Source organism: Mycobacterium sp. 1245111.1 (assembly GCF_001673405.1).
Lineage (GTDB): Bacteria > Actinomycetota > Actinomycetes > Mycobacteriales > Mycobacteriaceae > Mycobacterium.
Genome location: NZ_LZLV01000130.1, coordinates 1 through 13162 on the forward strand (window position 1 = coordinate 1; position 13162 = coordinate 13162).

The 13162-nt window shown below is 59.0% G+C and carries 8 protein-coding genes; 7 read left to right on the top strand and 1 reads right to left on the bottom strand.

Annotation, left to right across the window (positions count from 1 at the left end):
* Positions 1 to 64 precede the first annotated feature (64 nt).
* From A5658_RS20455 to A5658_RS27720, 6 genes are read left to right on the top strand one after another with little or no spacing between them, the layout of a single operon-like run.
* Positions 65 to 2308 carry a DNA methyltransferase gene (locus tag A5658_RS20455; RefSeq protein ID WP_156751574.1) on the top strand — a complete coding sequence of 748 codons (2244 nt, stop codon included), beginning with the start codon at positions 65 to 67 and terminating at the stop codon, positions 2306 to 2308.
* Entirely contained in the window at positions 2305 to 5976 is a 3672-nt protein-coding gene (drmA, locus tag A5658_RS20460) for a DISARM system helicase DrmA (protein ID WP_067339473.1), read from the top strand. Before A5658_RS20455 ends, drmA begins: the two co-directional genes overlap by 4 nt.
* Positions 5973 to 8042: a DUF1998 domain-containing protein gene (gene drmB / locus A5658_RS20465; RefSeq protein WP_067339478.1), complete on the top strand. Its 2070-nt coding sequence runs from the start codon at positions 5973 to 5975 to the stop codon at positions 8040 to 8042. Before drmA ends, drmB begins: the two co-directional genes overlap by 4 nt.
* Positions 8039 to 8752, top strand: coding sequence for a DISARM system phospholipase D-like protein DrmC (gene drmC / locus A5658_RS20470; RefSeq protein WP_231997393.1), 714 nt, complete (start codon positions 8039 to 8041; stop codon positions 8750 to 8752). Before drmB ends, drmC begins: the two co-directional genes overlap by 4 nt.
* Positions 8749 to 9918 carry a DNA cytosine methyltransferase gene (locus tag A5658_RS27715; protein WP_231997394.1) on the top strand — a complete coding sequence of 390 codons (1170 nt, stop codon included), beginning with the start codon at positions 8749 to 8751 and terminating at the stop codon, positions 9916 to 9918. Before drmC ends, A5658_RS27715 begins: the two co-directional genes overlap by 4 nt.
* Positions 9919 to 9946: 28 nt before the next feature.
* Complete coding sequence (locus tag A5658_RS27720) at positions 9947 to 10318, top strand: very short patch repair endonuclease (protein ID WP_369830553.1); 372 nt, start codon at positions 9947 to 9949, stop codon at positions 10316 to 10318.
* Between the two features lie 5 nt (positions 10319 to 10323).
* On the opposite strand, the gene A5658_RS20480 is transcribed toward A5658_RS27720, so the two are convergent.
* On the bottom strand, positions 10324 to 11208 hold the full coding sequence (locus A5658_RS20480; RefSeq protein WP_067339482.1) for an HNH endonuclease: 885 nt from the start codon (positions 11206 to 11208) through the stop codon (positions 10324 to 10326).
* A gap of 208 nt (positions 11209 to 11416) precedes the next feature.
* On the opposite strand from A5658_RS20480, the gene A5658_RS20485 reads away from it, so the two are divergent.
* Positions 11417 to 13090: a nuclease-related domain-containing DEAD/DEAH box helicase gene (locus tag A5658_RS20485; protein ID WP_067339483.1), complete on the top strand. Its 1674-nt coding sequence runs from the start codon at positions 11417 to 11419 to the stop codon at positions 13088 to 13090.
* Positions 13091 to 13162 lie beyond the last annotated feature (72 nt).

Consider the following 13162-nt stretch of genomic DNA (forward strand, 5'->3'; position numbering starts at 1 on the left):
GTGCCATGGTGACATCCTCCCAGCCTGCCCATCCCGGGCAAGCGATCTCAGGTGTCACCTATTCGTGCAGCAGACCCGACCGTTGCAGACAAACGACATTGACGCCTGGAAGCTGAAATCTAGCGCGGCAATTTTAGGCCTTAAAGTCGCCGATATCGCGGCAGGCTCAGGAGCATTTCTTGTGGCCGCTGCTAGGTTCCTCGCTAGGAGGGTAACCGAAGCCTGGACCGAAGAGGAAATGCTCAGTGGAGGAGAGCTTTTTAATCCCAGATTAGCTGAGCAAAGAGCGACTCGTGAGGTAGTAGCGCGTTGCCTCTATGGAGCCGACATCAATCCCATGGCCGTTGAGATGTGCAAGCTTTCCCTCTGGTTGGTGTCCCTGGATAAGTCAAAGCCATTCTCCTTCGTAGACGACAAGATTTTCTGCGGCAATTCACTTCTGGGCGTAACCTCACTCGACCAACTGCGTCACCTGCACGTCGATCCGGAACGAAAGCGTAAGTTCTTGCAGCCCTTCGTGGACGTCGACGCGGTTCTTGGAGAAGCGGCACGCTTGCGACGCGAGCTGGCTTCAACAGTCGACGAAGACGACCCGCAACGCTCAACATACGGAAAGGCCCGGTTGCTACGCCGAGCCGACAACACCACCGCGCAGCTGCGACTGATCGCAGACAGCATCATCGCGGCCGGCCTCGTCCTCGGCGGCACACCGGGAGTCCAGCTTGAGGACGCCTATAAGTCACTGGAATGGGCTCTCGGAGAGGCATTCCCCCAAAGCAGATCAACCGGAAACCGAAAGAAGCTCGACCAGATCCTGACCAATGGCCTAACTCCAACGGTCAAGACTGACTACGACCGATGGCAGCCTCTTCATTGGGCGATCGAAGTGCCAGATGTCATGGATGCCGGGGGATTCGACGCCATTATCGGTAATCCACCATTCCTCGGCGGCCAAAAGCTCACCGCAGCGATGGGTACCAACGCGCGCGACTGGCTCGTCAATGTTCTTGCGGGCGAGACCCGAGGAAGTGCGGACCTAGTCGCTTACTTTTTCCTACGCGCACATTCGCTTCTAAGCCCGACCGGCACGCTGGGACTGATCGCGACGAACACCATCGCCCAAGGCGACACTCGCGAAGTTGGCCTTGATCGAATGACAGATTCCGGGTTCACGATCATCCGGGCTATCCAGAGTAGGTCGTGGCCCGCCGCCACTGTGAACCTTCAATTCGCCTCGGTGTGGGGCACCCGGGCAACGATCTCTGACGAAATCGACCGATTCAGCGATGATTTTCCAGTCGCACGAATCTCGACACTTCTAGAACCCGCCGGCCGAGTTAGTGGTCATCCGTATCAACTCGCGGAGAACAAGGGCATAGCGTTCCAGGGCTGCAACGTTCTGGGCATGGGGTTCGTGATTGACCCCGATGAGGCTCAGGATTGGATCACCGCGGATAGAGCAAACAAGGAGGTGTTGTTTCCATATCTAGTCGGCGAAGATCTGAACTCTCGGCCGGATTGCACTGCCACCCGTTGGGTCATCGATTTCAACGACCGAACAGAAGCTCAAGCCGCACGATACGTTTTGCCTTTCGAGCGTGCTCTTACACATGTTAAACCCATCCGAGCTGAAAACAACCGTAAAGTCTACCGTGACTATTGGTGGCAGTTCGCGGAGAAACGGCCAGCTATGCGAAAGGCCATTAGCCAGCTAGAGAATGTTTTAGTTCTGACGCAAACCAGCAAGACGCTCATGCCAATGCTTGCGGCCCAACAGATTTATGGCCATAAGCTGGTCGTATTCGCGACCGAGCGTCTCGATGACCTCGCAGTCCTCTCGTCGACTGTGCATCAGATGTGGGCGATGAAGTATGGATCCTCGATGCGAACAGATTTTGTCTATACCCCCTCCGACGTCTTTTTGACCTTCCCTCGGCCATCCTGCTCTGAGCGCCTGAAGGAGGCCGGTAAAGCTCTACATAGCGAAAGACGAGAAATCATGCTCCGTCGCGATCTTGGGCTGACCGCTCTCTACAACTTGGTAAACGATCCAGGCGTGACCAGCGACAAAGATGTCACACGTATACGTGACATCCACGTCGAGATCGACAGCGCCGTCTTAGCCTCGTACGGCTGGCGCGATTTGAGGCTTGATCATGGGCATCACACTTACCGCCTAATGGAGCGCTTCACCGTTGCGCCGCGAGCTCGCGTGGAGATACTGGATCGCTTACTACGAGAGAACCATCGGCGCGCCGGACTGCAGGATGGTGGCTTGTCAGATCAGCAAGAGGGGTTGTTCAAATGACCGCTAGCACATCGACAATCCTTCGCGGCGACCTACTGAATCTGATCGAACGCGAGCTTCTCGGCCCTCGCGACGGCAACGCCGAGGAGCTCAAAGGCACGCCACGCGCAGCGTATGTCGTCGGTGCGCTGGCACCAGTAACGATCGACCCCTCACTCCCGACCGCAGTGAGATCGGAGTCAGGCGACCCCAACGAGACCGGGGTCGCGATCACTGACGGAAGCATCGAGAATTCCGGACAACGCGGCGTATCAGTGAACACTGACGAGGAAGCCGGCGCAGCCGAGGAAGGTGAGGAACGTGATGAAGGCCCGAAAGGTGCTCTGACACATCCGTCTTCGATGGGACTTCGGTTCCAGGTCCCCGGGGATTCCGGCCTGCTAGCAGTGAAGGCGACGTGGGGTCGCTACCAAACCTTCCGGCAAGAAGACAAAGATGGCCGCAAAGTGCAGTGGTCCCGTCGTATTCCGTTCGAGAAGATTGTCGAGTTCGACGTCCGCGGATACGACACACACGTTGCGTTGGATCCAATCCCACTTGAAGAATCCGTGACTCTGCGGGTCGAGCTATTTCCACGCAACGACCGTGTGATTGTCGAGCTGGCGCTGTCAAACGACAAAGTGACCGATATGAATGCGCCACCTGGTGATTGGTTGTTCCAGACCAAACTGCAGGTCGAGGCGAACAGTGGCGAAGCCGTTTTCTTGCCGACCCGTGACGTCCTCCAGGCGGGCTACGACGAGCAAGATGAAGAACGACAACGGCTAGACTTGCAATACCGGCATCGGCTCGAATTCGCTGTCGGAAGAACCACTTCCGTCACCTGGAGCGAGCCGACTGACGCAAACGGTAACGGCATCCGTCGAGCCGCTAGCGTTGAGACGAACTGGTTACCAACGGCAGATATACCTCAAACTAAGCCCGGCTCAGCTGGCGATGCGCTCACATCGATGCGTCAGCTGGCCGAACTCCAGGCAGGGGAGGTTGAGGACGCTTTTGCACCATTGATCAACGGTTATCTTGAGTGGCTAGAGGAACAAAAGAGCATCGCAGAACAGTTGCCAGACCACCTGCAGGGACCGGCCGATGACGCAATCGCCGAGGCTGAGCTCGCGGCCGGCCGGCTACGAGAAGGCGTCGATTATCTGACTTCAAATCCTCAAGCGTTGCATGCGTTCCGCTTCATGAATCGGGCTATGCGCGACCAGCGCACCCGCAGCCAGGTCGCCATTCGCCGCGCAGCCGATGATTCTGAAAGCATCGATGCCGCAGTGAGCGCCGTCGAATCCCAAGGTGATGCGGCTGCGTCCTGGCGTCCGTTCCAATTGGCGTTCGTCCTGCTTCAGATCCCGGCACTCACGGAGCCTGCGCACCCATTCCGCAGCGGCGAGGCGGCCAACGTCGAGCTGCTTTTCTTCCCCACCGGGGGCGGCAAGACCGAGGCCTATCTCGGATTGGCCGCTTACACGTTCGCGATCCGCCGGCTTCAGGGCAAGTTCGATTCCGAGGAGGGTGCGCTGGATGGCGGCGACGGCGTCGCGGTACTCATGCGCTATACGCTGCGTCTGCTCACCTCGCAGCAATTTCAACGGGCAGCTGCGCTCGTCTGCGCCGCCGAGCTCATCCGACAGGAGGACGAAACGACCTGGGGCGACAAGCCGTTTTCGATCGGGCTGTGGGTCGGAACCTCAGTCAGCCCAAAGCGTTTCGCGGAAGCCAAGTCCCAAGTCGAAGAGGCCCGATCAGACACAAGTAAAGCGTTCGGCCTGACAGTCCTTCAACTGCAGCGGTGCCCATGGTGCGGCACCAAGATAGACCCGAAGCGCGACCTCGAAGTCATCAACCCGACCGAACGCATCGCGGTGTATTGCGGTGATCGCCTGGGAGATTGCCCGTTCAGCAGTGAGGGTGCCGCAACTGGAGCATTGCCGATCCTCACCGTCGACGATGAGATCTATCGCAACCCACCGACTTTCCTTCTCGCGACCGTCGACAAGTTTGCCCGCCTGACACGCGAAGGACCTGCCGCTAGCCTGTTCGGCTACGTCAGCGAGTGGTGTCCCCGGCACGGGTACCGGCATCCCGACAGTGCCGGCAGCTGCAAGGGGGCATCCCACAACGCAATCAAGGGTGGTCGCAACGACTACCCCAAGGTCACAATTCAAGCCGTCGATCGACTTCGTCCGCCGGACTTGATCATCCAAGACGAACTCCACCTGATAACGGGCTCTCTGGGAACCGCAGTGGGACTTTTCGAAAACGCGGTTGACTTGCTGTGCTCCTACCGACGCAACAGCGAAACGGTTCGTCCGATGATCGTCGCGTCGACCGCGACAGTGCGGAACGCAGAAAATCAGATACGAGCGCTGTACGGGCGCGGGGTGGATATGTTCCCTCCACAAGTGCTCGATATCCGGGACACCTACTTCTCAAGAGAAGTGCCCGTTACTGAAGAAGCGCCCGGCCGAAAGTATCTCGGGGTGTGCGCCCACGGAATCCGGTTGACGCTTGCAGAGATTCGAGTGTCGGAGATCTTGCTGCTCGCCGGTCAAAAGCTACTCGATGAGTCGGGCGCAGACGCGGCCGCCGCCGATCCGTACATGACGACGGTCGCGTATTTTTCTGCCACCCGCGAACTAGCGGGTATGCGACGTTACCTCGATGACGATGTCACAACGCGCGTCACGGGCAACACGGAGCCCTTCCCCAAGCGGACGAACGACGTTGAACGGCTCAACATCGGTGAACTCACATCGCGTATTTCGTCGGAAGACATCTCAGCAACGCTTGACAAACTCTCGCTACCATTCACCGATCGGTGGAGTACTCAAGGGCGAAAGAAATTCCTTGAAGAGCGCGATGCGGCGCGGGCCGCTGGCAAACCTGAGCCAGAATGGGGAACCAAGCCTTACGATTTCGTTCTAGCCACTTCAATGCTTCAAGTCGGCGTCGACGTCCCGCGTCTTGGCCTGATGCTCGTTGTTGGCCAACCCAAGAACACCGCCGAATACATCCAGGCTTCGTCCCGAGTCGGTCGAGACGCTTCGAAGCCTGGACTGGTACTGGCGTTGGCCAACTGGGCAAGGCCTCGCGACATGGCACACTTCGAACAATTTCGGCACTACCATGAAACCTTCTACGCCCAAGTCGAAGCCCTCAGCGTCACACCCTATTCCGACACCTCGATGGAACGCGGCCTCATGGGCGTGCTGGTCAGCGTCGCCCGCGTCGCGCAGGCACGGTCAGCTGCTGGATTGTCACCTGAAGCCGGTGCAGGTGAGATTCTAGGTTCGATGCCGAAGATCGCAGGCCTGATAGAACAGATAACTGCACGCGCTACGCCGGCTGTTGAGGATGCGGACGCGGCGGAAAGGCTGCGGCTCAAACTGATTCAGCGACAAGACCGATGGTACGGAAAAGCCGACGAGACAAAGGGAGCTCTTTATTACGAGCGGATTCCTCAAAACACGACCGCCTGGCGGCTCTTGATCAGCCCGGAATCAACGTTGATCAAACCGGCCGACCAAGTGTTCGTAGTCGCGAATTCGATGCGAGAGGTACAGCCGGAGATCAACCTATTGGTCAGTCCGACGGCTGAAAACCTTGCGTTCAAGGAAAAGTCCAGTTTCCCGCAATGGGACATACCCGCCGAAAGCGACAAGCAATGACCGAGGCCGCCGATCTAGGAGTGATCGAAGAGGCTCAGCCCGTAGCGGTGGGCTCCGAGACGCTTGACCCCATCACCGATATCGAGGCGAAGACTTCGAAAAACTATGCGCGCGTTGGCTCGATAAGACCGTCAGCGATGTTGTACACCAACGGCATCGGTGCGACTGTTGACCTACCACACTTCGCCGTAATGCCCGCAGGCACGGACCCATGGGAGCGGGTGTATGCCCGTCGGGCCGGTGGGGCTGACACGATCGCGGAGCCCAGACTCCTGGAGCTGACGCGAGCACATCTGGGTAGCCAAGTCGTCGAGCTCCGCAAACCACCGTGGGCGCCGGAAGAGAAGGGATGGTCAGCCGGTTCGGCCATCGATCTTGGTATCCCGTCGCGAATCTTCCCGCAATGGCTGCGGTGCACGGGATGTGGTCGATTGGCGCCGGTGTCGCACGAGCTGTTCGTCTACCGCAACGTCATAAAGTATCGTCCAGATCGCGCCGAATTTTTTCATGACAAGTGCAAAGGGTTCGAAGGCAAGAAGAAACCGTTCAAGGCTGTAGCGCTCCCGGCTCGCTACCTGATCGCCTGTGTCAATGGGCATCTCGATGAGTTTCCTTACGACGCTTGGGTTCACCGCGGGGCCGCATGTCCGTCAGGTAGCTCCTTCCCAACCCTGCGGATGCGGGAATGGAAGAGCAACATCGGTCCGGACGTGCAAATCCATTGCCTGTCTTGCCAACAGAGCCGCGGCATGCTGGAGGCTGTTGGCCCGAAGGCGACCGAGAAGCTTCCGATGTGCAGGGGCCGGCATCCGCACCTCGACGCATTCTACAAATGCGGACAACGCGGTCGATTGATGATGCTTGGCGCGGCCAATCAGTGGTTTGCTTCCACGCTCGGGCTCCTGGCACTGCCTCGTGAAGAAGTTGCGTCAGCCACGGATCTGGTTCCTTTGCTGCGCACTTTGCAGAAAAGCGACTTGGACATGCCTAAGAGCGTGGATGACATCAAGATGTGGCGCAACTACGCCGCGTTGCTTGCAAAGACTGAGGACTTCGACGGTGTGCCTGACGAAATCCTTTGGGAGGCAGTGCAGGTTGCGCGCAATCCTACTGCCAAGGCGACCCGCGACAATCGAGAGCCACCTGCAGACCCGCGTGCGATTCTTGCCCCGGAGTGGACCGTCCTGAGCGATGAAGCCAAGTACACCCGCCTCGGAGGTTCTCGCGACTTTCGAGCTCTGCGCCGAGATGTACCTCCTCCGCTGGAGCCGGTTCTGGCGGCAGTCGCCGCAGTCGAACGACTCAAAAAAGTCAACGCGTTCTTAGGGTTCACCCGGATCGATGCACTCGATCGCATCGATGATGCAGCGACTCGCGTTGCACCCCTATGCGTCAACGGCAAGCCGACGTGGGTACCGGCCACCGAAGACAGAGGAGAGGGAATCTTCCTCCAATTCGATGAGTCCAGCGTCGCAGCATGGGAGCAGCAGGTAGTCGACCTCCCGGTGTGGAATGCATTTCGTCAAGCGCACAGAATCAATTTTCGCCGGCGAACAAGCAAGACGGCAGATGACATCGATCCGGATTTGCGCTTCCCCCCTCCCCGCTACTGGGCGATACATTCGTTGTCACACTTGCTCATTCGCGAAGCCGCGATGTCAAGCGGGTACGGAAGTGCCAGCTTGACCGAGAGGATCTACGCATGGCAGGCGAGTGATGAGTATGCACCCGCGGCGGGATTGCTTATCTGCACAACAGCTTCCGACGGTGAAGGTACGTTGGGCGGTCTTGTCGAGCTAGCGCGACCCGCGAAACTGGAAAAGCTCTTCCGGGACGCGGTTCGTCGGGGATTGCGATGCTCATCGGATCCCATCTGCTCGCATCGAGCTCCTAAGGGGAAGGAGGAATTTTTGCATGGCGCCGCGTGCCACTTCTGCCTCTTCCTGAGTGAGACGAGCTGCGAACGAACCAACCGCTTCCTTGATCGGCGGTTGCTGCTAGGGCTGCCGACCGACCCGGACGTGCGAACTCCCGGTCTCCTAGAAGGGCTATCGATTCTCTCGTGAGCACCGCAGAGATCGAACGACTTGGCGAGCTCCTCAGCGCCGAAGAAGCGAAGTCGATCGCTGCTGCTCTTCGTCAAGTCAAATTGCCTCACATTGCAGCCAAACGCGCCTACCCCGCGCATAGGTCCGAAGTCCAACGATTGTTGAAGCAGTTGATCAATCGCGACACCGATGCGGCACGAGTGGCGGCAGTGCTCGACGGTATCGCCGCGGTCCCTCAGGTTCATCGTCCAGTAGTTGTGTGGACTTCGCCCTCAATCCCGGGATCGACCGGCCACACGACGCTCGCCGCGCTCGACATGATCAACGATGCAACCACGCAAATACACGCGGCAACGTATTCGGCAGGTAAGGATTCGCCGCACCTGGCTGCCCTCCGCAACGCTCTAGACCGAGGGGTCCCCGTGACTGTTGTCGTCGATGTCAAGGAGAGAGCCGATGCCGCCGCTCTGATCGCGCAGAGGCTCGACGGTGCGCGCATTTGGACACTGGCCGAGCCCGCAAATGGCCAGTGGGCGATTCAACACTCCAAGCTGATCGCAGTAGACGACCGGTGCTCGTTTGTCACAAGTGCGAACTTCTCGACTGCGGCGGCGATGCGGAGCCTCGAGTGCGGAATGCTCAGTCAGGATGCGCTGATCGCCACAGGCATCCGCGAGCACCTCGAAAACCTTCACACGCACGGCATTTTGATCGATTTCAAGACGTGATTGAAGTTTCAACAGAAATGCTCGAGGATTCTTGTATGCGCGCGGCGGGATTGTTCTCAGGCATCGGCGGCTTCGAGGCAGGACTAGCGCAGTCTGGAATCACCACGGATGTGATGTGTGAGAACTGGGAACCCGCGGCCCGGGTGCTTCAGAGGCGGTTTGACTCAAACGTTTTTGGAGACATTCGAGGCTTGCGCGCGCTACCCAGATGCGACGTCGTCACTGCCGGATTCCCGTGCACCGATCTCAGCCAGGTCGGGCGCACGGCTGGGATCGATGGAGATGAGTCAGGTTTGATTCGCGAGGTTTTCCGACTCATCACCAAGCGCGGACCACGCTGGCTCGTGCTCGAGAACGTACCGAACCTGCTTGCGTTACACCATGGAGCGGCAATCCGTTTCATTGTTCAATGGCTTGAAGACCACCGATGGAACTGGGCATATCGAACGGTGGATTCTCAATACTTCGGAGTAAGGCAGCGACGCCGCCGCACATACCTTGTCGCTTCACGCACCGAGGACCCTCGAACCGTGTTGTTTGCGGATAACGCCGCGCTCGCTCCGGTTCGTCCAACGCACCGCGCGTATGGCTTTTATTGGACCGAAGGCAACCGCGGACTAGGGTGGGGAGAAGGCGTGACGCCAACACTGAAGGGTGGATCGAAACTCGGAATTGCCTCTCCCCCAGGCGTATGGCTTCACGAGCGCAGCGTCGGTGATGCAATCGTGAAACCCTCGATCGCTGCCGGTGAGCGGCTGCAAGGGTTTCCATCCGGCTGGACCGATGCGGTAAGTCGAGAAGGTGAGCGGTGGAAGCTGGTCGGCAACGCTGTAACAGTTCCTGTCGCAGAATGGATCGGCCGTAGGTTGGTCGATCCGGGCAAGTCAGTAGAAGTTGAGCGGAGACCCTTCGACCACCGCAAGAGCTGGCCGAAGGCGGCGGCGAATGTGGGAGGAGGGCGCGAAGCCTGGACCTTGAGCGAGCGCCCCATGAAAATTGCGCCTCAGGCATCGCTTGCGGCGGTATTGGAGAAGTACGGAGCGGTCCCGTTGAGCATTGGCGCAACGACCGGCTTCGCGACGCGCCTGAAGGCAAGTAGGCTCCAGAGCCGCGCCGGCTTCATCCAAGCACTCGATGCCCACATTAATGCCTGTCAAAAAGCCTGAGCCGCTGGATGGCTCAATCCGCCGACGGATGCAGGCGCAGCGCCGGCGGGACACCGAGGTCGAAATCGGTATACGTAAGGCCCTGTATCGCTTGGGTTATCGCTATCGGGTCGACTACCGTCCAGAAAAGTCACTGCGCTGTCGAGGTGACCTCGTTTTCACTAAGCGGAAAGTAGTCGTCTTCATCGACGGCTGTTTCTGGCACGGCTGCCCACTGCACGCGACCTCACCCAAGAACAACGCTGAGTGGTGGCGCGAGAAACTCGATGCGAACATCGAGAGAGATCGGCGAAATAGCCTCGCGCTGAGGGACCTTGGCTGGACAGTAGTTCGAGTGTGGGAACACGAAACGGTAGACGAAGCAGTTGCTCGCATCCGAGAAGCGCTTGAGCGGGCATAACAAAGTTAGCTCGCGGTTTTGAATATTTCGAAGCGCTCGGCTAGACGGTCCTTGGAAGGCCTGTCGGCTCGCCGCTTGGGCAGCGTAAGCCCACGTCCGTCCATTTCCTGAAGTCCATGGAGAAGCATCGGCCCGTCGGTCTCCTGCATTAGCTCATTGTTGATGCGCACTAGATAGTCTGGAGAGATACCAAGAAGATTCGCATCGTAGGCCGCGTGGTGAATCTTGCAGAGGCTGAGGCCATTATCGACCGATGCAACGCCGTGAACCTCAGCGTCTCCGATGATGTGAGCCGCGTCCAGGAGCTTCCCATGCTTCAAAGTGCAAACAGTGCAGCGCTGTTCATACGCATATATGACTCGGCCTCGGAACTCGGGCTGATGCAGGCGCTGCTTCATGACCCGCTCTGCATAGACGCGCTCGATTGGCTCTAGATTAAGTGGATCAGATACCGACTGGAGGCTCGCGTCCAACGCGATCATGAACCGGTGGTTGGCCGCGTCGTCAGCGATGACGTAAGCAGGAAAGACAGGGACGTAGACGCCGTCTTTGATCTTGCGTAGCAAGATGATCGGCAGTCGCAGCTCTAAAGCCCTGCGCATCTTCACGTTGTCGCCAGCGGTGGTGTCCCTTTGGTAGTCGTACGCGAACATCGATTCGCCGACGTGCGCGTCCGAGTACCCACCATCAGGACTCGAAACGATCGACAAGGTAGCCAGAAGGTCCTTGGGATTCCAGATCCCTTTGCTCCGGTCGATGATGCGGCGGGTTTCGCCTCCAATTTGCAGCGCGTCCAACTGCTTGCGCGTGACAACGCCGTATTCCGAGACCAACTCAGCGAGCTGCGTGAAGATGAGCTCGCGTAAATGCAGTTCGGCCGCACTGTCCACGCCTGCAGCTTCTCACGAAAAGCGGCGCCGCCCGGTCAATTTGAAGGCGATGAAATAATCGCGCTGCGACTCGCACTCTGAAATAGATTTGTATGAGCTCAGCTTGCCGAGTCGGGGTTGCCTCACGATATCGACCCGGGTGGACGAGTCATGCACGGTATGGACGAATCGCTCGACGTAGTTGAGAGGTTTCTGCGAGGCTGCGAAGGTGAACTCAAGTGCGGCAGCGGCGCCTCGCCTCGCCAACGGCGCCGAGCGCAAGGTTTACAGAACCCTCGTTGAGCAACTCCAGCCGAACGACATGCTCGTCCCTGGCCAGCGAGTAACCGACCACCTCAAGGATCACGAGGTCGACTTCGTCGTTGCGATCGAAGGGGCAGGCATCATCTGCCTTGAAGTTAAAGGCGGCGAAGTCTGGCACAACGGCAAGACATGGTTGCAGCGGCGAGGCGAGGGGATCTACAGCATCAGTCCGGTTCGTCAGGCCCGCGACGCATGTTACGCGCTCCGAGACTTCGTCGAAGGCGATGACCGCTGGGCCCAAGGGCGAGTCCGCTGGGACCACGTCGTCGTGCTTCCCAATGCCGACCTAGGTGGCGACTTCGCCTTGCCCGAGTGCCCGCGGTGGAAAGTCATCGACCGAAACGACCTCCCGAACCTCGTCGACAAGCTTAGGTACGTCCTCCTGCGGCAGGAGCTCGAACGCCCGCTGCTCAGTTTGGAAGGCATCAGGCAGCTTGCGAAAGCGTTGGGTGGCAGAGGGCTACCGCAACGAAGTGTCGTCGCACGCGCGCTGGCCGGCGAGGACGCCGCGGACGCACTGACCGAACACCAAGCCGTCATCCTCGATGCCATCAAGCTGCTGAACCGCGTCGAGATCCGCGGAGGCGCCGGCAGCGGGAAGACCTTTCTAGCGGTCGAACAGGCTCGTCGGCTTTCGGCGGAAGGCCAGCGGGTTGCGCTTGTCTGCTATTCACACGGCCTGGCCTCATATCTAGAGCGCATCACTGCGAAGTGGCGCCGTCGACAGCAGTTAGCGTATGTCGGCGAGTTTCACGCTCTTGGTGTGCAGTGGGGAGCCTCCCAAGGACCCGACGAGTCGTTGCGCACCGATGAAACCGCACGATTTTGGGAGCATGACTTGCCGCTCCAAATGGCCGATCTGGCCGCGCAACTCGAACCCGGTCATCGATTCGACTCGATCGTCGTCGACGAGGCGCAAGATTTCGCTGACGCGTGGTGGGACCCTCTGCTTGCAGCGCTCAAGGACGACGAGAAGGGCGGCCTGTACGTCTTCAGTGATGAGGGCCAGCGCGTGTTCAATCGACATGGCTCACCTCCCGTCCCGCTCGTGCCGCTGATTCTCGACCACAATCTCCGAAACACGCGCCAGATCGCGACCGCGTTCCAGCCGCTGGTTGACCACCCGATGCGCCTGCTCGGCGCTGACGGACCAGCAGTCACGTTCATTCCATGCCCGCAAGACGAGGCAATGAACGTCGGCGACGATCAAGTGGATCTGCTGCTGGATGAGGGCTGGCGGCCAGAGGATGTTGCGCTGCTTACCACGGGCTCTCGGCATCCAGAACAGAAGGAACGACAAGCTGCCGGCAGCGCCGCGTACTGGGACAGCTTCTGGGACGCAGACCAAGTTTTTTATGGTCACGTCCTCGGCTTCAAGGGGCTGGAGCGCCGCGCGGTGGTCCTCGTTGTGAATGAAAAGACTGCTTTGGAGCGGTCTCGCGAACGCCTTTACGTCGGTTTATCGCGCGCCCGCGATCAACTCGTCGTGTGCGGAGACCCAGACTTCATTCGCGAGGTCGGTGGGCCAGATCTCGCGCGCTGTCTGAATCTGTCCAATGCGGGTTTTGAACTGCGTTAGCAGCTGGAGCGACCGACTTGCCTGTTCGTTTCTGCCCGACTACTACAGATATTCCACAGCGCCTGTCACCCG

Excerpts from the sequence above, each read along its gene's own strand:
- drmA (WP_067339473.1), top strand. The coding sequence starts at position 2,305 with ATGACCGCTAGCACATCGACAATCCTTCGCGGCGACCTACTGAATCTG.
- drmB (WP_067339478.1), top strand. The coding sequence starts at position 5,973 with ATGACCGAGGCCGCCGATCTAGGAGTGATCGAAGAGGCTCAGCCCGTA.
- A5658_RS27720 (WP_369830553.1), top strand. The coding sequence starts at position 9,947 with ATGCAGGCGCAGCGCCGGCGGGACACCGAGGTCGAAATCGGTATACGT.